The following is a 19,059-nucleotide window of genomic DNA, read 5'->3' on the forward strand; positions in this document are numbered from 1 at the left end:
CAAGGCCGGAGAGGTACGCTCAGGGAAGGGACGAGGAAGCACCCTCGATAGCCTGCCACGTGCGTCGGACGCCAGCCTCAAGATCGATTCGCGGATACCAGCCCAGCTGTTCACGGGCCTGCGTAACATCCAACACGACAGCCTTGACGTCAAATGACCGTCCCGGCAGGTAGTCCACCTGCACGGGGATTCCGGTCACCCTGCGAATAGTATCGCAGAGGGCATTCAAGCTGTTGCCTGCGCCCGATCCGACATTGAAAACACTGTTCTTCCCCGAGTCAACGGCCATCATTGCCAGATCGACCACGTCATCAATGTAGACGTAGTCGCGGATGATCTCGCCGTCCCCCCATATCTGCACCCGCTGGCCAGCCAGCGCTTTGCCCAGGAAAACCGCGACGGCGCCCTGGATTCCCCCCAGCGCCTGCCCGGGACCATACGGGTTGGACGGCCGGATGATGACCGGATCAAGCCAGCCCTGCCGCTGGAACATGGCCAGGTACTGCTCGATGGCCACCTTGACGATGCCATAGGAAGAGATCGGCCGCAGCGCATGGCTTTCCGGCACGGGCACCCGCTCCGGGTTGCCATACACTGTGCCACCGGACGAGAAATAGCAGATGCGCCGGATGCCCTGCTCGCGCATCGTTGCGAGCAGGGCGAGCGTACCGAGCAGGTTGCCTTGGACGTCGGACTCCGGTTCGGCATCGGCGGTGCTGGGCACGGTACAGCTGGCAAGGTGGTACACCGCGTCGACCCCTGAAAGCACGCGCCGCAGCAACACCGGATCGTGGAAATCACCCGTGTGATAATCCACACCGGTCAAGTTCCTGTCCGCGCGTGGTGCGAAGCGGTCAAGGACCACAACGGTATCGCCGCGCCTGCTCAACGCCCGCACGAGGTGGGTGCCGATGAACCCGTTACCGCCGATGACCAGTGCCTTCATGCGATCACTCCGTCACTGCTGGACCGTCGTGCAGACCGAATTGCGCCCTGAGCCTGCCTTCATAACCCGCAGCCGCGGCGCGTGTGGCAGCGCTGAGCGGGAACAAGCGCTCGGCATGGGCGTGCAGGCGGCGGATCTCGTCCAGATGCCCCTGCGCCTTGGAGCCCAGCGTTACGCTGTTCCCATGGCGACGGTGCTTGTTCAGCGCCTCGGCATTGAAACTCAGGCCACCTTCGCGCAACAGCAGCAGGTAGACCAGCCAATCCCCCGCGATGCGGAACTGGGCGACCTCCTCGATATGGGCCTGCATCACCCTCAACAACGGCTCGCGACGGAACAGCACGGCGCTGACATTGGGCAGGGTGTTCTTCACGGCAAGGCCAGCCTCGACTTCCTCTGCTCCCTGGGCAGAATAACTGCTGCACCAGCGTTCACGCGAAAGGTCGTTCGTGTAGTCCAGGTAATCGGCAGCCATGACATCGCCGAACTCATCGATCTGCTCGGACTGCGAATAGGCAAGCACCGAGCGCGGATTGGCCTCCAGCAGATCAACCAGTGAGCCCAGGAAGCCCGGCTTTGACAGGTCATCGGCTTCAGCGATCCACACATACTCGCCACGCGCCAGGCTGATCCCCTTCATCCACTGGCGGAACACCGAGCCGCTGTTGGCCGCAGAAGCTTCCAGCCGCGGCTCAGGGTCCAGTTTCGGCCACAGCCGCTCCAGTTCGCCCAGGCTGCCATCGGAAGATGCGTCGTCAAGGATGATCACCTCGTAAAGCGGGAACTCCTGTCCATAGATCGAGGCAAGACGCTGCTCAAGGTAATGAGCGTAGTTGTAGTTCGGCACGATGACCGACACGCGCGGAATGCGATGTCCCGCCATTTCGAGCAGATCGAGCAGATAGGCGCGGAATGAGAAGTCGGCATTGACCAGGCGGCGTCCTGCACGGCCCGTGGTCACCCGCAGCTCCTGATCGTCGATCAGTTGCGTCAGCGCGGCGCCATAGGCCGAGGCATCCAGGGCCGGCACCACCACTCCACTGTGATGCTCTGCAACCAGGTCCGCACCACCACCCGTGCCGGCAAAAGCCACCACCGGAAGCTCTACGGACAAGGCTTCCAGCACCACTGACGGGAAGGGATCCTCCCGCGAAGCCAGCGCATAGACGTCGGAACCGGCGTAGTAGTCATCCGTATCGAAATCCAGGCCCACAAAGTGGAAGCGCTCGGTCATGCCATGACGCGCCAGGGTCTTTGCCGCTGATTCACAGGCGGCCTCGTCACGATGGCCGACCCAGACGACGTGCACATCGGCACGCTGCGCAAACGCGCTGGTGAATGCCTCGGCCAGCAGATCGACACCCTTGCGCGCATCGGCATAGCCGACAGACAGCACGATCCTGGTGGCCGGTTCCAGGCCGAGCCGCTTGCGCAGGGCTAGGCGCGCTGCGCTGCGATCCTGGCGACCACGGTGACGATTGGCTGCGAAAAGTCCCTGCGGCAACTTGCTCACCTTGCCGCGCCCCGCGTCGTCCAGATACGGCTGCAATCCATCGCGGACAGCATCGGACGCAACGACGATACGGCGGGCAACACGCGAGATATCCGCCAATGCCGGCTGCAGTCCGTAGCTCTCGATCACTCCGGGCAGCTCGTGGATCATGGAAACCACGGTCAGGCCCGCCTGGTCCAGGGCCTCGACGATGCGACCACTGACCGCAGTGTTGGCCAGCACCGAGCGAATACCCAGCTGCCGCAGCTCGAGAGCCAGGGCGGCGGCGTCCCGATTGCCGAGGAGGTGGACGGTGGCGCACTCTTCAAACTGGGAACGCAGCCTTCCGTCCTCAAGCAGGACCACATGCACGTCCAGGTCCAGCCCGGCAGCCATCTTCCTGGCCATGTTCAGCGCAAGATACTGTGCGCCATGAGGATGCGCGTCATGTGATACCAGCGCGATGCGCGCACGGCCTGTGCCGGCCGTTGCGTTGCGCGTGGCCTGCAGGAAGGCATAGCCGTAGTGGCGATCAGGCTCAAGGTGCGCACCTTCGGCCCATTCGTTCCACGCATTGATGAATACAACACTCTCGCCACGGACCGGATGGGCGAGAGCGAACTCACCGGCCGATTCAAGCCAGCGCTGGTACTCGTCTGGCGAGGAGTGGGCGAAGGTGTAGCCCCGACCTGGCTTGCGCGCTTCATTGTCCCAACGCGGCGTAACCCCCTTGAACAGCGGGTAGTCCTCGGCGGGCCACTCACGGGAGCGTTTGGCCATCTCGCGGTAGTCGACCACGTAGCCTTCGTAGCGCGGATTGGCGATGTCCAGGGTGTGGTTGATGCTGGGCAGGTTGCGGGCAACCTTGTGCGGCGGGAACTCCAGTGCAGCATCAAAGCCGTAGGTCCGCGGGTCATCCACGTCGAACTGCACCATGGCGATGAACAGCTCACCCAGGCCGTGCTCGCGCGCATACGCGCGCCAGGTCTCGAGCGAACTGCGCGCGTCAGGGAGCAGCGAAGGCCGGTAGATGATCAGCAGCGGCCGTCCATCAATGCGGATGTAGCGGGCATCGGACAGGTAGGGCATGGCGTCGCGGATGAACGCCAGATCATTGTCAGCCGTGTAGTTCTGTCCAATCAGAACGTCATTCTCATGACCATCCCAACGTCGGGTCCAGTTTTCATTGGCCCAGCAGATGCAGAACGGCAGGTCGATTTCCGGGTGCTCCAGCAGCTGATCGACCGGCCGTTCCATCAGACGATGGCCAGAGAACCAGTAATGGTGGAAGCAGAAACCATGCAGACCATAAAGCTTGGCCAGTTCGGCCTGGCGCTTGAGCACATCGATCAGGCGCAGATCGTAGAAACCCAGCTCGCCTGGCAGGTGGGGCTGGCGATGTCCGGCAAACTGGGGCACCGCCTTGCTGACGTTGGTCCACTCGGTGAACCCACGTCCCCACCATGCGTCGTTCTCCGCAAATGGATGGAACTGCGGAAGATAGAACGCAATGGACTTGAAGCGCAGGGTTGCCGGCGGTTGCAGCGCCGGCGACAACTCGACATATTCAGGGCCGCGTACGCCCGCCGCAGCATCCACTGCGCCAGCATAAAGACGCGCTACGGCCGGCACCTTGACTCCCTCGGCGACGAGGGTTGCGGTTGCCGGCGGCGGCGATTTGGCGAAGGTTTCAGCGGACAGCCGCTGCCCAGCGCCCACTGCCCGCCAGCGGCGGTACGCGTTGGTATTGGCGAATGCGAAACTGAAATTGCGGAACAGGAAGTCCTTCAGTGCCAGTCGGGCATTCCAGCCGGGCACAGCCATGTAGATGCGCCTGGCGAACGCTCCGAGCTTGCCGCCGTTGTGATTCTGATGCATCTGTTACAGGTGCCTCCGTGCGCTACCGGTCAATCGGCGTAGCCAACCAGTGTACCGCCAACTGCGAGACTCCTTCAGCAGTTGGACCTCGCGCTCCCGCTGCTCGCCAATCAAGCGCTGCTCGGTGACAGCCAGCTGCAGCTGCTGGACCTGCTCGCGATCTTCATTGTGCTGCGCCACCAGGCGCGCCAGTTCATCGCGAAGCGCCCCTTCGCCGGCGAACTGGGTAAGCAGGGTCTGCTGCGATGTCGCCAGCAGGCCTTCCAGATGACGCACCTGCTCGCCGACCTCCCGCAACGCCTCGTGCTGCCGCGACAGCTGGCGCAGAAACTCATCGTGCGACTGGTCGTCGGTCTTTGCCTGCAGCACAGCCACCTGGTGATCGGCGCTGCTGACCCGCTCGAGCAGGTGGACGCCGTAGAACGTCGCAGCATCCAGCCCATGAACCTTCATCTCATAGAAGCTGGATTCTGCTTCCGGCAGCTCTCCATCACTGGCCAGGATGAGGTCGTAGAGGGGGCGGCTCAGTCCCCGCTCGCTCTCGCTGCTATCCGGACCCGTCCCAAGGATTGAATCAAAGGCAGCCTTGCCCTCCGCAATGAGCAGGGAGCCATGCACCACGCGCTGCGAGTAGATCTGGACGGCGCTGAAATGGCGGCCAGCCAGAGCGAGCAGCTCCTCGCGGAAAAGCTCCTTTACATGGTACGGATTGGAGTATCCCGGCTCGATGGAGTAGTACTGCTTGTTCGGGCTCGACAGCACCAGCAGGCCGCCTGGACGCAGGACGCGACGAATCTCGGACAGCATTTCCTCATGCTGATCGTGATGCTCGATGGTTTCGAAGCTGACAACCACATCGAACGAGTCATCCGGAAACGGCAACGAGGCAGCGGACGCTTCCACGAACTCCAACGAACCACATGCGTACTTGCCCTGCGCATGGGCAACGGCCTCAGCCGAGATGTCCACACCCACCACTGACGACGCAGCGTTGGACAGAATGCGGCTGCCATAGCCTTCGCCACAGGCGACATCGAGCACCCGCTTGCCTTGACAGAAGCGCGAGGCAAAGTGATACCGATGCAGGTGCTCGAAGGCGATCTGGCCAGCCACTTCGGGCATGAAGCGCTCGCCGGTGAACTCCAGATCGTTGGTTTGTACGTCAGTCTGCGATGTCATTGGGCATCTCGCTCATCAGTGGAGTGCAGGATGCCGCTCGGCACCCACACCAAGATCATTCGGCAACGGCATCTTCCGCTTCCACGGCAAGATGTACGCGCTGCATGGGGGCGCGGAACATGCCCAGGCAGACGCCCTTTGCGTGTACATGGAAGGCCAGGGCGTCGTGCAGCCAATGGTGCTGCACATGGCGTTCCTGGTTGCCATCGGCGATTGCGGCACTAAGTGTGTAGTCACCTTCGCGCAGCACGGGCATGCGGAAATCGAACGCAGCGGTCAGGACCTCGCCCGGTGCAACCAGCGGCGGGGGTTCCGCCGATGCAACGTAGGTATTGTCGGCGAACAAGGTCTGCCCCAGGCGATCATAGACCTCGAAGCCGATGATGGGCGATGCCAACGCCACCTGGGTCCGGCATCGAATCTGCAGCCGCACCGCTTCACCGCCGATCACCCATGCCAGCGGCCGATTGCTGGCATCAACGAAACTGACCGATTCAATCTGCGCACCTCCCAGTCCGAATCCGTTCTCACGATTGAATTCGAACAGCCGGATATCGACCCGCTGTGCGCTGGCATTGATCAGGTCCTGGCGGAAATCACGCGGCGCCATAGCCATCGGACCCGGCTCATTGGCGGGTGCCGGCCTGGCGCCTTCGGCGGCTTCCGCAGCGATCGCTGCCGGCGCTGGACCAGCCGCCGCCATCTCCACCGCATACAGGTCTTCCAGGTACTTGGCCGTGACCTCTTTCGGGGAACCGTCGGCAACGACCTTGCCCTGCGAAAGCCAGATCACCCGGTCACAAAGATTGATGACGGCAGCGGTGTCATGGGAGACAAACACCACGGTGCCATTCTTCATGAATTCGCGCAGGAACCGCATGCACTTCTGCACAAAGAAGGCATCACCGACGCTCAGGGCCTCGTCGATGACCAGGATGTCGGCCTCGACATGGGCAATCACAGCGAACGCCAGGCGAACGAACATGCCGCTGGAATAGGTTTTGACCGGCTGATCGATGAACTCGCCGATATCGGCGAATTCGACGATCGAGTCGTACTTCTCGCGCAGCCGATCTTCAGACAGCCCCAGCAGCGAACCATTGAAAAACACGTTTTCGCGGCCGGTGAATTCGGGGTTGAAGCCCGCGCCCAGCTCCAGCAGAGGGGCGACCCGGCCATCGACCAGGATCTGCCCGGCACTCGGTGACAGCGTGCCGCTGAGCAACTGCAGCAACGTGGACTTGCCCGAGCCATTACGGCCAATGATTCCGACGGTTTCACCCTTGCGGATGCTAAAGGAGACGTCATCGAGCGCACTGAACCGGCGCCCCGAGGACTCACGCCGACGCCCCAGCATGCTGGCTGCCTGATTGAACAGCGCTGCCTTCAGCCGCTGCTGCGGAGAAGCGTAGATCTCATAGTGCTTGGACACACCATCGACCTTCAATGCGATCGGGTCAGATGACATCGGCGAATCCATCCCGCGACTTCTGGAAGAAGAAATAGCCGACATAGGCGACGGCCAAGCCAATGAGGGAACCGATCAGCAGGTTCGAGATGGACGGAAGCTCACCGAACATCAGGACCTTCCGCGCCGACTCAAGCACGCCGGTAAGCGGATTCATCTCGATCAACGGCCTGTATTTCGGTGGAATTGAATCCAGCGCATAGAACACCGGTGACAGGAACAGCAGCAGCGTGGACAGCGTGCCCGTGATCTGGACGATGTCCCGGAAATAGACTCCCAGCGCCGACAGGAACCAGGACACCCCCAGGCAGCCCAACAGCAAGGGAATCATCACGACCGGGAACAGCACCGCCGTCCAGGGCAACGGAACACCCATGCAGATCTGGGCGATGGTCAGGACCAACCAGCTGATGCCTGCGTGGAAGACTGCCGAACCGACGGTCACCCAGGCGTAGATTTCCAGTGGGAAGACCATCTTCTTGACGTAGTTGGCATTGCCGGTGATCAGACCTGGGGAGCGGTTGATGCACTCGGCCAGCAGGCCGTGCACGATGAGGCCGGAGAACAGGATCAGCGCGAAGCCGCCGCTGGTATCGAAGTCCTTCCACTTCGCCTTGAACACGACCGAGAAGACGAACGTGTACAGGACCAGCATGATCAACGGCGTGATGAATGACCACGCTAGGCCAGCGAATGAGCCACGATACCGGCCGACGATCTCCCGCTGGATGAGCCGGAAAATGAGGTGGCGATGGCGGATGGGCGTGGACACGAAGCCCACCAGAGGGTTCCGCCTTGAAGAAGCGTACGGTCGCAATCCTTCCGTTGTGCTCACCGGGTCGGTCATTGAAGCGCCCTCTCCAGATCCACCTGCAGATCCCCCAACTCTTCCACACCCACGCTCAGCCGCACCAGCGCATCGCTGATGCCCAGCTGCTCCCGACGCGCCACCGGGATCGAGGCATGCGTCATCACCGCCGGATGGTTGACCAGGCTTTCCACACCGCCCAGCGACTCGGCCAGGGTGAACAGTTCGGTCTTCTCGCAGAAACGCTTGGCGGCCTCGAAACCACCCTTCAGCACGATCGAGACAATGCCGCCGTAGCCGGCCATCTGCTTGCGGGCAAGATCATGCTGCGGATGCGACGGCAGGCCCGGATAGATCACCTTGTCCACCTCGGGATGAGTTTCCAGCCATTTGGCCAGCGCCATCGCATTGGCGCAGTGCGCCTTCATGCGCAGCGGCAGGGTCTTCAGGCCGCGCAGGGCCAGGAAGCTGTCGAACGGGCCCTGCACGCCACCCACCGAGTTCTGCAGGAACGCCATCTGCTCGGCCAGCGGCGCGTTGTCGCCGACCACGACCATGCCACCGACCATGTCCGAGTGGCCATTGAGGTATTTGGTGGCCGAGTGCAGCACAAGATCGGCGCCCAGCAGCAGCGGGCGCTGCAGCATCGGCGAGGCGAAGGTGTTGTCCACCACCACGATCAGGCCATGGCGCTTGGCGATGGCAGCCACCGCGGCGATGTCCACGATCTTCAGCATCGGGTTGGTCGGGGTCTCGATCCAGACCATCTTCGTCTTCGACGTGATGGAGGCTTCGAATGCGGCCAGATCGGTGAGGTCGACGAAGCTGAAGTCCAGCCCGGCGGTGCGGCGGCGCACGCGCTCGAACAGGCGGAAGCTGCCGCCGTAGATGTCGTCCATCGCCACCACGTGGCTGCCGGCGTCCAGCAGCTCGATCACCGTCGAGCTGGCCGCCATGCCCGAGGCGAAGGCGAAGCCACGGGTGCCGCCTTCCAGCGAGGCCACGCAGCGCTCATAGGCAAAGCGCGTCGGGTTGTGGGTACGCGAGTACTCGAAGCCCTGATGCTCGCCCGGGCTGGACTGGGCATAGGTCGAGGTGGCGTAGATCGGCGGCATCACCGCGCCGGTGCTGGGATCGGGCGACTGGCCGCCATGGATGGCCAGCGTGGCCAAGGCCAGCGCGCGGTCGGGCGAAGAGGAGTTGGACATGTCGTTTCCTGAATGGCGCCGACGTGCGGCGCCGTCAAAGGATCGGGAGTCTATCAGCGCAGCCTTAACGAGCTTTGACGCGAATAAACCGGAATTCAGCGGTGAACGGCAGCGATCAGCGGTTTACTGCACGCGACGGCGCAGATAGTTCAACAGGTCGATGCGGGTGATCAGGCCGAGGAAGGCGTCACCGTCCATTACGATCGCCACCTGCCCGCGGTCGAACACCGGCAGCAGGGCCTCGATCGGCGACTTCACGTCCAGCCGGTCCAGCTTGCTGACCATCGCGGTGGCCACGGTGTCGCGGAAGCGCGCTTCGTCACCATAGACATGCAGCAGCACGTCGCTTTCATCGACGATGCCGACCAGCTGCTCACCGTCCATCACCGGCAGCTGCGACACGTCATACAGCTTCATGCGCTGGTAGGCGGTGGTCAACAGGTCGTTCGGACCGATCACCACCGTGTCGCGCTGGCCGTACGGACGCAGGATCAGGTCGCGCAGGTCACCGTGCTGCGGGCGCTCCAGGAAGCCGTTGTCCAGCATCCAGTAGTCGTTGTACATCTTCGACAGGTACTTGTTGCCGGTATCGCAGACCAGCACCAGCACCTTCTTCGGCGTGGTCTGCTCCTTGCAGTACTTCAGTGCCGCGGCCAGCAGGGTGCCGGTGGACGAACCGCCGAGGATGCCTTCCTTGCCCAGCAGCTCGCGCGCGGTGTGGAAGCTCTCGGCGTCGCTGATGGCATAGGCCTTCTTGACGCGGCTGAAGTCGGAGATCGAGGGCAGGAAGTCCTCGCCGATGCCCTCCACCAGCCAGCTGCCCGACTTGTCGTTGAGCACGCCGTCGTTGATGTACTCGGCCAGGATCGAGCCGACCGGATCGGCCAGCACCAGCTCGGTCTTGGGCGACAGCCTGGCGAACGCACGCGACAGGCCGGTCATGGTGCCGGAGCTGCCGCAGCCGAACACGATGGCGTCGAGGTCACCGCCCATCTGCTCGAGGATCTCCGGGCCGGTGCCGAACTCATGCGCGGCCGGGTTGTCCGGGTTGCCGAACTGGTTGATGAAGTAGGCGCCCGGGGTCTGCTCGGCGATGGTCTTAGCCAGATCCTGGTAGTACTCCGGGTGGCCCTTGGCGACGTCCGAACGGGTCAGGCGCACTTCGGCGCCCATCGCCTTCAGGTTGAAGATCTTTTCCCGGCTCATCTTGTCGGGAACAACCAGGATCAGCTTGTAGCCCTTCTGCTGGGCCACCAGTGCCAGGCCCAGGCCGGTATTGCCAGCGGTACCCTCGACCAGGGTCGCCCCCGGCTTCAGGTCACCCCGCTGCTCCGCTGCCTCGATCATCGACAGGCCGATGCGATCCTTGATCGAACCGCCCGGGTTGGCGCTCTCGAGCTTCAGGTAAAGCTCGCAGACGCCGGTGTCCAGGCGCTGGGCCTTGACGATCGGGGTCTGGCCGATGAGTTCGAGGACGGAAGAATGGATGGGCATTCGGAGGACTTTCGATTCGCGCCACGCAGGGCCGGACCGATGATTATCCGACGGATGACGCTGAATGTCAGGTCGGCGCGGGCATGCCGCCCGCCGTCCCGTAGAGGGATGCGGACGGCCCCGGGTCGACGAGGAGACCGGTACCGCCCGCATCGGTGAGTTGTGCCTGCAGGCCAAGGCACCACCGCCTGTGGTGCCTTGGCGCGGCCGCCTCATCGGCGGTGCCGCGATGCCGGGGCAGGAGCGCCCGGCCGGGCCATCGATGGCCGGGTCACGCCGTTCCGGGCGTGACGGGGTGCGTCAAAGCGTGGGGGACGTCGTTGGGAGCGGTGTTTCGTACATTCGCAGAAGTCGTTGCTTGGCCAGCAGCTTCTCGCGCTTCATGCGACCCAGGGTGACATCATCGATCGGGAGTACACCCAGCTCCGCGTCCATGCACTTCTTGTTCAACTTGCGGTGCTGGTCATGGAGTGCCCTGAACTCCGGATCACGCGCGCGACGTGCGTCGATCTCGCTCTGGGGCTGATCTTCAAACATGATGGACCTCCTTCGACAGATACACGAACGCCCCGGCCGCAAGGCACGGGGCGTTGTTCATGGAGGAGTGCCGGCCGATGGCCACCTGGACGCCTGCAACGACCTGCGGCACTGGCCTGCGCACGTCGATCTGCTGCGGTTCGCGCCCTGCTTGCATCGGCCCGGCCCTCCCATCGTCCGGTCCGCGGCATTGCGTCCCGGACGATTGACCCTACGCCTGCTCAAGGCGGGGTACAAGACCCCTGCGTCAAAAAGACCGAACCCCGCCGGGGCGGGGTTCAGGCTGAATGCTCATCGCAACGAAAAACAAACAATATCAATGCATTACGGCGCGATGATGACCTCGGCCGAGCGCCCCCGGGTGGACGCAGCCTTCTTGCCGCTGACCTGGATCCGGTTGCTGGCGACACCACCCGCGACCAGGGCGTCGCGCAGCGCTTCGGCACGCTTCTGGCCCACGCCGTTGGCGCTGTCGTAGGCCTCGATGCGCAGGCGCCCCTTCTTGCCGATGTTCAGGTACTCGGCCAGGGCCTTGGCCTGGTTGCGGGCGCCACCCGACAGGCTGGAGGCGCCTGCGGCGAACGCGTCACCACCGAAGGTGAAGACCTCACCGCGAGCGTCGAACTTCGAACCGGGCAGCTTCTGCCCGGACACCAGCTCGGCTTCCTCCCGGGCCAGCCTGGCAGCGTTCTGCTGGGCAGCGCTCAGACGCTGCTGCTGCTTGCCGGCCACGCTGGTCAGGGCATTCTCGGCGTCCTGGCGGGCCAGAGTCTCGGCCTCGGCCGCCTGGCGCAGGCGTTCGGCCTCCTCGGCCTGCATCTGCGCCTGCATGCGCAGCTGCTCGGCTTCCTGGCGGGCACGGGCGGCATCGCGGCGGCTGGCCTCGATCAGCAGGTCGCTGCGGGTACGCTCCAGGCGGTCGACCTCGCGCGCGGCCAGCGCGGTGCGCACGGCGGTCTCGGCAATCTCCACCCGACGCTCGGCCAGGTACGTGGCCAGCTCCTGGTCGCGACGCTTGGCCTTGTCCAGGGTGGCGATGGCCTGCTGCGCCTGCATGCGCTCGAAGGCGCCCAGCTCAGCGGTATCGGGGTTGGCCTGGATGGCCATCAGGCGCTGGCTCAGCTGCGCCACCATCGGGTTGTCGGCGGCCGTGGCCAAGGTCGGCAGCGCCAGCAGCGCGGCCAGGGTTGCGGCGGTCATCGGCTTCACCGGCGGTCCTCCCCGGTCGACAGCTGGCGCTGCAGCTGGTTGACCTCGTTGCGGCGCAGCTGCAGCTGCGCGGTGACGGTGGCTTCCTCACTGCGGACGCGGGCCAGGTCGGCATCGGCGGCGGCGCGCAGGGCCATCGCCGGGGCGTTCTTGCGCTCGCGGCGGTCGCCGGCGGCGCGCTGGGCCTGCTCCAGCCCCTGCCGGGCCAGCCCGATCAGGTCCGGGGCGTACTGGTCGGCATCGGCCTGGGTGGCCTTGTCGACCGCCTGCCGGGCCTGCGCCAGTTCCAGGGCAGCGTCCTGCGCCCAGGCGGGGGCAGACAGTGCGAATGCAAACGCCATCACATACAGGCCATGGCGCATTCGTGCGAAGCTAAGTCGTTTCATTGGGGAGGCCGTACCGGTTGTCGGTTCACGGCCATTGTCGTCAAGCCGACACCGTGCTGGCAACGGGCGTCGGCCGTTTCGTTGGGGAAAATTCGCAATGGATATCGGCTACTTCCTGAAGCTGATGACCGAAAAGAACGCTTCGGACATGTTTCTGACCACCGGGGCACCGGTCTACATCAAGATCGAAGGGAAGCTCTATCCGCTGGGCAACACCGGCCTGCCGCCGGGCATGGTCAAGAAGATCGCTTACTCGCTGATGGACGAAGGCCAGGTGCCGCAGTTCGAGCGCGAGCTGGAGCTCAACATGGCCATCGCGCTGCCCGATGCCGGGCGCTTCCGCGTCAACGTGTTCAAGCAGCGGGGCGAGGTCGGCATGGTCATCCGCGCCATCCGCAGCCGGATTCCGAGCATCGAGGAGCTGAACCTGCCGCAGGTGCTGAAGGACGTCATCATGACCCCGCGCGGGCTGGTGCTGGTGGTGGGGTCCACCGGTTCCGGCAAGTCCACCTCGCTGGCGTCGATGATCGACCACCGCAACAGCACCACCACCGGTCACATCCTCACCATCGAGGATCCGATCGAGTACCTGCACAAGCACAAGATGTCGATCGTCAACCAGCGCGAGGTCGGCCTGGACACCCACGCCTTCCACAACGCGCTGAAGAACGCGATGCGTGAAGCGCCGGACGTGATCCTGATCGGCGAGATCCTGGATGCGGAAACGATGGAGGCGGCGATCGCCTTCGCCGAGACCGGCCACCTGTGCCTGGCCACCCTGCACTCCAACAACGCCGACCAGACCATCGAGCGCATCCTCAACTTCTTCCCGGAAAGCGCGCACAAGAACGTGCTGATGAACCTGGCGCTGAACCTGCGTGCGGTGATCAGCCAGCGCCTGGTGAAGAACAAGGAGGGCCGTCGCCTGCCGGCCACCGAGGTACTGATCAACACGCCGATGATCCGCGACCTGCTGCGCCGCGGCCAGGTGCACGAGATCAAGGCGGCGATGGAAGCCTCGCTGGAAGAAGGCATGGAGAGCTTCGACCAGTGCCTGTTCCGGCTGGCCAAGGCCGGCACCATCGAGCAGGAGGAAGCGCTGCGCGCGGCCGATTCGCGCGATGGCCTGGCCCTGAAGTTCCGCCTGTCCGAAGGCAGTAGCGGCGAGCACGACCCGTACGCCGATTTCTCGGCAGGCGCACCCAGCATCACCCACGGCTTCTGATCCCACGAAAAAGGGGACGGAGGGGATTAAGTCGTTTGTGCACTTGCGACTTTATCCCCCGTCCCCTTTTTCTGAAGAATTCAGGGGCGGTCTCATCCAATGAGACCCCTCATCCGTAGGTTTCCTCAATGGAAACCATCCGCAAGCTGGCCATTCTGGCTGATGCCGCCAAGTACGATGCCTCCTGCGCCTCCAGCGGCTCGGGCAAGCGCGATTCGCGCGCCAGCGGCGGTATCGGCAGCACCGAGGGCATGGGCATCTGCCACAGCTACACGCCCGATGGCCGCTGTGTTTCGTTGCTGAAGATCCTGCTGACCAACTTCTGCGTCTACGACTGCGCCTATTGCGTGAATCGGGTTTCCAGCAACGTGCCCCGTGCACGTTTCAGCGTGGATGAGGTGGTCACGCTCACCCTGGACTTCTACAAGCGCAACTACATCGAGGGCCTGTTCCTGTCCAGCGGCATCATCCGCAATGCGGACTACACCATGGAACAGATGGTGGAAGTCGCCCGGCAACTGCGCGAAGAACACCGCTACGCCGGCTACATCCACCTCAAGACCATTCCCGAGGCCTCGCCGGAACTGCTGGCCAGTGCCGGGCGCTATGCCGACCGCCTGTCCATCAACGTGGAACTGCCCACCGAAGCCGGCCTGAGCGCCTTGGCGCCGGAGAAGACGGTTCATTCCATCCGTGGCGCGATGGGGGAATTGCGCTGGCGCATCGAGGAAGCCAAGGAAGCTCGCAAGGCCCCCGCAGCGGTGGCACCGACGGCCAGCCGCAGCACTCGCCCGCGCCCTCCCCGTTTCGCACCGGCCGGGCAGAGCACCCAGATGATCGTCGGCGCGGACGGGGCAAACGACCAGCAGATCCTGGCCAGCGCCGACAGCCTGTACGGCAACTACCGCATGCGCCGGGTCTACTACTCCGCGTTCAGCCCGATTCCGGACGCCAGCCGGCAGCTGCCACTGCAGCCGCCACCGTTGCAGCGCGAACATCGCCTTTACCAGGCTGACTGGCTGCTGCGCTTCTACGGGTACGGCGTGGATGAGATTACCGATACCACCCAGGACGGCATGCTCGACCTGGATATCGACCCGAAGATGGCCTGGGCAATCCGCCATCCCGAGCGCTTTCCGGTCGATCTGAACCGGGCACCGAAGGAGATGCTGCTGCGCGTGCCCGGCCTTGGCGTGCGCAACGTCACGCGCGTGCTGATGGCACGCCGTCACGGGCGGCTGCGCGTGGCCGACATCGCACGCCTGAAGGCACCGATGAGCAAGCTGCTGCCGTTCGTGCTGCTGGCCGACCATCACCCGCGCAAAGCACTGGACGATCCGGCGGCGCTGCGCGCGCAGCTGGCCCCGCCGCCGCGACAGGGTTCGCTGTTCGATGCCCCGTCCGCGGCCTGACGCGCAGCGCTGGTCGCTGCGGGTGGATCCGCCATGGTCGCTGGAGGCCTGGCGCAGCGGTGCGCGCGAAGCCCTGCTGCGCGGCGTCGCGCCGGAGCAGCTGGACTGGCTCGAGGGCAGCGACGCATCACTGCTGGACGCGCCAGCGGTCACCTCGGCGCCCGCACAGGCCGACGCTGGCGCACCGACGGTACCTCGCGACTTCCTGGAGCTGGCGGACACCTGCCTGTGCCATCGCGACGGACAACGCATGGCCCTCCTGTACCGGTTGCTGTGGCGCATCGCCCATGGCGAACGCTCGGTGCTGTCAAACCCTGCCGATGCCGACGTACTGAGGGCGATGGCCATGGCCCAGGCGGTCCGCCGCGACACGCACAAGATGAAGGCATTCGTGCGCTTCCGCGAAGTGCCTGGCCAGCCTGATGCGTTCATCGCCTGGTTCGAGCCACAGCACCACATCGTCGACCGGGTCGCGCCGTTCTTCGCGCGCCGCTTCACCGGCATGCGCTGGGCCATCCTCACGCCTTCGCGCAGTGCCTCCTGGGATGGGCAGGCGCTTGCCTTCGGCCCCGGTGCACGACGCGAGGATGCCCCGGCCGAGGATGCACGCGAGTCGCTGTGGCAGACCTATTACGCCAGCATTTTCAATCCGGCCCGGCTCAACACGCGGATGATGATGCAGGAGATGCCGGCCAAGTACTGGCGCCACCTGCCTGAAGCCCGATTGCTGCCTCGCCTGGTACGCGACGCCGCCGACCGCGTGCAGGAAATGCATGACCGTCCCGCGCAGGCACCGCAACGCAGGATTCCGCTGCGAGCGAACCCTCCGGCATCGGCAGCCGAAGCCAGCAGCCTGGACAATCTGCGCGGGCAGGCCAGCGCCTGCCGCCAGTGCCCGTTGTGGGAGCAGGCCACGCAGACCGTATTCGGACAGGGGCCGGCAGGGGCCGGGGTGATGCTGGTCGGAGAGCAACCCGGTGACACCGAAGATCTGCGTGGGCAGCCATTTGCAGGACCTGCCGGCCAGGTGCTGGACCGCGCATTGGCGGAACTGGGGATCGATCGCGCCACGCTGTACCTCACCAACGCGGTGAAGCACTTCCACCATGAACGGCGCGGCAAGGTGCGGCTGCACAAGCGGCCGGAGAGCCGTCACATCCAGGCCTGCCGGCCCTGGCTGATGGGTGAGATCGCGCGCGTGCGGCCCCAGGTGATCGTGTGCCTCGGCGCGACAGCGGCAGCCTCGGTGTTCGGCCATGATTTCGACCTCTCGCGTGACCGCGGGCGCTGGCACACCCTCGAGGACGGCACGCGCGGCTACGCCACGGTGCACCCGGCATGGGTGCTGCGACAGACCGACGATGCCCGCCGCGAGGAGGCCTACCGGTTGTTCCGCGATGACCTGGCCCGATTGCAACAGAAAGGGGACGGAGGGGATTAAGTCGTAAGTGCATATACGACTTAATCCCCTCCGTCCCCTTTTTTCAGGCGGCGTCGGGCTGGTGTTCCGGGCGTGCGCGGTCGAAGGCGTCCAGCGCCTGGCAGGCCGCTTCGATGCGGCGCAGGGTCGGGTACGGTGCCAGGTCCAGGCCGAAGCGGTGGGCGTTGTACAGCTGCGGCAACAGGCAGATGTCGGCCAGGCCAGGGCGGTCGCCGTGGCAGAAGGTGCCGGTGTCGCGGCTGTTGGCCAGCATCGCTTCCATCGCGTCAAAGCCCTCGGCGATCCAGTGCAGGGTCCACTGCGTGCGGGTTTCGGCAGGCAGCTGCAGGTCGCGTTCCAGGTACTGCATCACCCGCAGGTTGTTGATCGGATGGATATCGCAGGCCACAAGCTGCGCCAGCGCCCGCACCCGTGCGCGGCCCGCAGCGTCGGCCGGCAGCAGCGGCACCTGTGGGAAGCGCTCTTCCAGGTACTCGATGATCGCCAGCGACTGGGTCAGCGTGTGCCCATCATGCAGCAGGGTCGGCACCAGCTGCTGCGGATTGAGCGCGCGATAAGCCTCATGGTGCTGCTCGCCACCGTCGCGCACCAGATGCACCGGCCGCACCTCCCAGGCCAGGCCCTTCAGCTCCAGGCCGATGCGCACGCGGTAGGCGGCGCTGGATCGCCAGTAGGTGTACAGCACGATGCCGTCGTCGACCGGGATCTCCATCGCCGCCTCCATGCTCAGGGCTTGGCCGCCTGTTCGATGCGCTGCTCGATCGCACCGAAGATGCTGTTGCCGGCAGCATCGAGCATCTCGATGCGGACCACGTCGCCGAAGGACATGAACGGCGTGCTCGGCTTGCCGTCACGCAGGGTCTCGACCACGCGCTGCTCGGCGAAGCACGAGGCACCCTTGCTGGTGTCTTCATTGGCGATGGTGCCCGAGCCGACAATGGTGCCGGCACCCAGCGGGCGGGTCTTGGCCGCATGCGCGACCAGCTGGGCGAAGTTGAACTGCATGTCCACGCCCGCCTCCGGCGCACCGAACCACTGGCCGTTGATGTGGGTCAGCAGCGGCAGGTGCACCTTGCTGTCCTGCCACGCAGCGCCCAGCTCATCGGGGGTGACGAACACCGGCGACAGCGCCGAACGCGGCTTGGACTGCAGGAAGCCGAAGCCCTTGGCCAGCTCGCCCGGGATCAGGTTGCGCAGCGAGACATCGTTGACCAGGCCGACCAGCTGGATGTGGCTGGCGGCCTGTTCCGGGGTGGCCGCCATCGGCACGTCGTCGGTGATCACCACGATCTCCGCTTCCAGGTCGATGCCGTAGTCCTCGCTGACCACCTTGACCGCATCGCGCGGGCCGTAGAAGCCTGCGCTGGTGGCCTGGTACATCAGCGGGTCGGTATAGAAGCTCTCCGGCACCTCGGCACCGCGGGCGCGGCGCACGCGCTCGACGTGCGGCAGGTAGGCGCTGCCATCGACGAACTCATAGGCACGCGGCATCGGTGCGGCCAGCGCCTGCGGATCGAGGTCGAACACGCCATCGGCGTCGCCAGCGTTGAGCGATTCGTACAGGGCGTTCAGGCGCGGTGCGATGTGGCTCCAGTCCTCCAGGGCCTGCTGCAGGGTGGCGGCGATGCCGGTGGCGCGCACGCCGTGGCGCAGGTCACGCGAAACGACGATCAGGGTGCCGTCGCGGCCGCCTTCCTTCAAAGAACCAAGCTTCATGGGTGGGTGTCCGGAGTCGTGGGCAAACAAGTTTCAAGTGTAATCAAATCTGCGGCGGCGCCAAGCTGCAGCGCGGCATCGGCCCACCCTACCGCAGTGAGGGTTCGGCAGGGTTGCACCCTGCACCCGCTTCAAGCCAGGGCAACAGCCGACGCAACAGCAACAGCGGACATTCCGTGGGATGGCGAGGCACTGTGGGTTTGCGGGGACGCGGTAAACCCATCCATGGGGGCTTGGTCGCGGCATCCATGCCGCTCACACCCCGCAAACCCACAGTGCCCCGCCTTCGACAGTAGGCCGGTGACCAGTAGATCCACGCCATGCGTGGATGAAATCTGTCAGATATCGAATGGAATTCCGGGGTCAGATCCGTTTTCCTGCGGAAAACGGATCTGACCCCATGCCATTCCGACAGATCGCGGGAAACTGTCGAAGGCGGGGTGGGTCCGGTGGCGAGAGTGTCCGCGGCATGGATGCCGCGGCCAAGCCCCCATGGACGGGTTTACGGCGTCTCCCACCACCGGACCCACCCCGCCATCCCTCAAGAAACCTGCTTTTGACGTTGACGTCGCTTTGGCCTCTGCGGGTGCAGGACGCAGCCCTGCAGAGAGCCCCCCTTACCTGAACGGGGCTTTTTGCGCGAGGTCTCAGCCATCGGTT

General features: G+C 64.7%; 15 protein-coding genes and 1 pseudogene. 3 read left to right on the forward strand and 13 right to left on the reverse strand.

Translation table 11 applies throughout. The annotated features are described in order from the left end of the window. Nucleotides 1-19 precede the first annotated feature (19 nt). From AC5P7S_RS08615 to AC5P7S_RS08665, 11 genes and pseudogenes are all read right to left on the reverse strand, one after another. Nucleotides 20-946 (reverse strand): NAD-dependent epimerase/dehydratase family protein, encoded by a 927-nt coding sequence (locus AC5P7S_RS08615; protein WP_095378707.1) that lies wholly within the window; start codon nucleotides 944-946, stop codon nucleotides 20-22. 4 nt (nucleotides 947-950) lie between these two features. Beyond that, nucleotides 951-4,316: a glycoside hydrolase family 99-like domain-containing protein gene (locus AC5P7S_RS08620; RefSeq protein ID WP_242441382.1), complete on the reverse strand. Its 3,366-nt coding sequence runs from the start codon at nucleotides 4,314-4,316 to the stop codon at nucleotides 951-953. A 3-nt stretch (nucleotides 4,317-4,319) separates the two neighbouring features. Continuing rightward, nucleotides 4,320-5,495, reverse strand: a complete 1,176-nt coding sequence (locus tag AC5P7S_RS08625; protein ID WP_095378710.1) for a class I SAM-dependent methyltransferase — start codon at nucleotides 5,493-5,495, stop codon at nucleotides 4,320-4,322. 55 nt (nucleotides 5,496-5,550) lie between these two features. Further along, the gene (locus tag AC5P7S_RS08630; RefSeq protein ID WP_495213622.1) at nucleotides 5,551-6,480 is read right to left on the reverse strand and encodes a Wzt carbohydrate-binding domain-containing protein; all 930 of its coding nucleotides are present in this window, start codon (nucleotides 6,478-6,480) and stop codon (nucleotides 5,551-5,553) included. After that, a pseudogene (locus AC5P7S_RS08635) lies at nucleotides 6,469-6,798 on the reverse strand (ABC transporter ATP-binding protein); the annotation flags it as partial. The gene AC5P7S_RS08630 and the pseudogene AC5P7S_RS08635, both read right to left, overlap by 12 nt. Nucleotides 6,799-6,952: 154 nt before the next feature. Then, entirely contained in the window at nucleotides 6,953-7,735 is a 783-nt protein-coding gene (locus tag AC5P7S_RS08640; protein ID WP_238379838.1) for an ABC transporter permease, read from the reverse strand. A gap of 71 nt (nucleotides 7,736-7,806) precedes the next feature. Then, entirely contained in the window at nucleotides 7,807-8,979 is a 1,173-nt protein-coding gene (locus tag AC5P7S_RS08645; protein ID WP_095378718.1) for a cystathionine gamma-synthase, read from the reverse strand. Nucleotides 8,980-9,102: 123 nt separating this feature from the next. Next, nucleotides 9,103-10,473, reverse strand: a complete 1,371-nt coding sequence (locus AC5P7S_RS08650; protein WP_005415163.1) for a pyridoxal-phosphate dependent enzyme — start codon at nucleotides 10,471-10,473, stop codon at nucleotides 9,103-9,105. Between the two features lie 300 nt (nucleotides 10,474-10,773). After that, nucleotides 10,774-11,010 carry an HP1242/YdcH family protein gene (locus AC5P7S_RS08655; RefSeq protein ID WP_005407964.1) on the reverse strand — a complete coding sequence of 79 codons (237 nt, stop codon included), beginning with the start codon at nucleotides 11,008-11,010 and terminating at the stop codon, nucleotides 10,774-10,776. Between the two features lie 324 nt (nucleotides 11,011-11,334). Beyond that, entirely contained in the window at nucleotides 11,335-12,219 is an 885-nt protein-coding gene (locus tag AC5P7S_RS08660; protein WP_095378721.1) for an OmpA family protein, read from the reverse strand. Then, nucleotides 12,216-12,581, reverse strand: coding sequence for a DUF4398 domain-containing protein (locus tag AC5P7S_RS08665; RefSeq protein WP_005415160.1), 366 nt, complete (start codon nucleotides 12,579-12,581; stop codon nucleotides 12,216-12,218). The genes AC5P7S_RS08660 and AC5P7S_RS08665 overlap by 4 nt, the downstream gene beginning before the upstream one ends. Before the next feature lie 121 nt (nucleotides 12,582-12,702). Between AC5P7S_RS08665 and AC5P7S_RS08670 the strand changes: the two genes are divergently transcribed. The 3 genes from AC5P7S_RS08670 (at nucleotide 12,703) to AC5P7S_RS08680 (ending at nucleotide 16,683) form a co-directional block, all read left to right on the forward strand. Continuing rightward, the gene (locus AC5P7S_RS08670; protein WP_049416904.1) at nucleotides 12,703-13,830 is read left to right on the forward strand and encodes a PilT/PilU family type 4a pilus ATPase; all 1,128 of its coding nucleotides are present in this window, start codon (nucleotides 12,703-12,705) and stop codon (nucleotides 13,828-13,830) included. A 128-nt stretch (nucleotides 13,831-13,958) separates the two neighbouring features. After that, nucleotides 13,959-15,242 carry a putative DNA modification/repair radical SAM protein gene (locus AC5P7S_RS08675; protein WP_095378724.1) on the forward strand — a complete coding sequence of 428 codons (1,284 nt, stop codon included), beginning with the start codon at nucleotides 13,959-13,961 and terminating at the stop codon, nucleotides 15,240-15,242. Then, complete coding sequence (locus tag AC5P7S_RS08680; protein ID WP_095378727.1) at nucleotides 15,223-16,683, forward strand: UdgX family uracil-DNA binding protein; 1,461 nt, start codon at nucleotides 15,223-15,225, stop codon at nucleotides 16,681-16,683. The genes AC5P7S_RS08675 and AC5P7S_RS08680 overlap by 20 nt, the downstream gene beginning before the upstream one ends. A gap of 43 nt (nucleotides 16,684-16,726) precedes the next feature. Here the strand turns inward: AC5P7S_RS08680 and maiA are convergent, their stop codons facing one another. Together maiA and AC5P7S_RS08690 are read right to left on the reverse strand one after the other, a co-directional pair. Then, entirely contained in the window at nucleotides 16,727-17,395 is a 669-nt protein-coding gene (maiA, locus tag AC5P7S_RS08685; protein ID WP_095378741.1) for a maleylacetoacetate isomerase, read from the reverse strand. Between the two features lie 14 nt (nucleotides 17,396-17,409). Beyond that, nucleotides 17,410-18,399, reverse strand: coding sequence for a fumarylacetoacetate hydrolase family protein (locus tag AC5P7S_RS08690; RefSeq protein ID WP_005415155.1), 990 nt, complete (start codon nucleotides 18,397-18,399; stop codon nucleotides 17,410-17,412). Between the last annotated feature and the right edge of the window lie 660 nt (nucleotides 18,400-19,059).

The sequence above is a fragment of the Stenotrophomonas sp. YJH_SMC_32 genome, assembly GCF_059369975.1.

Bases quoted from the DNA above. Each gene is read 5' to 3' on its own strand.
- AC5P7S_RS08615 (WP_095378707.1), bottom strand. From the start codon at position 946: ATGAAGGCACTGGTCATCGGCGGTAACGGGTTCATCGGCACCCACCTC.
- AC5P7S_RS08620 (WP_242441382.1), bottom strand. From the start codon at position 4,316: ATGCATCAGAATCACAACGGCGGCAAGCTCGGAGCGTTCGCCAGGCGC.
- AC5P7S_RS08625 (WP_095378710.1), bottom strand. From the start codon at position 5,495: ATGACATCGCAGACTGACGTACAAACCAACGATCTGGAGTTCACCGGC.
- AC5P7S_RS08630 (WP_495213622.1), bottom strand. From the start codon at position 6,480: ATGTTCGTTCGCCTGGCGTTCGCTGTGATTGCCCATGTCGAGGCCGAC.
- AC5P7S_RS08645 (WP_095378718.1), bottom strand. From the start codon at position 8,979: ATGTCCAACTCCTCTTCGCCCGACCGCGCGCTGGCCTTGGCCACGCTG.
- AC5P7S_RS08650 (WP_005415163.1), bottom strand. From the start codon at position 10,473: ATGCCCATCCATTCTTCCGTCCTCGAACTCATCGGCCAGACCCCGATC.
- AC5P7S_RS08655 (WP_005407964.1), bottom strand. From the start codon at position 11,010: ATGTTTGAAGATCAGCCCCAGAGCGAGATCGACGCACGTCGCGCGCGT.
- AC5P7S_RS08665 (WP_005415160.1), bottom strand. From the start codon at position 12,581: ATGCGCCATGGCCTGTATGTGATGGCGTTTGCATTCGCACTGTCTGCC.
- AC5P7S_RS08670 (WP_049416904.1), top strand. From the start codon at position 12,703: ATGGATATCGGCTACTTCCTGAAGCTGATGACCGAAAAGAACGCTTCG.
- AC5P7S_RS08675 (WP_095378724.1), top strand. From the start codon at position 13,959: ATGGAAACCATCCGCAAGCTGGCCATTCTGGCTGATGCCGCCAAGTAC.
- AC5P7S_RS08680 (WP_095378727.1), top strand. From the start codon at position 15,223: ATGCCCCGTCCGCGGCCTGACGCGCAGCGCTGGTCGCTGCGGGTGGAT.
- maiA (WP_095378741.1), bottom strand. From the start codon at position 17,395: ATGGAGATCCCGGTCGACGACGGCATCGTGCTGTACACCTACTGGCGA.
- AC5P7S_RS08690 (WP_005415155.1), bottom strand. From the start codon at position 18,399: ATGAAGCTTGGTTCTTTGAAGGAAGGCGGCCGCGACGGCACCCTGATC.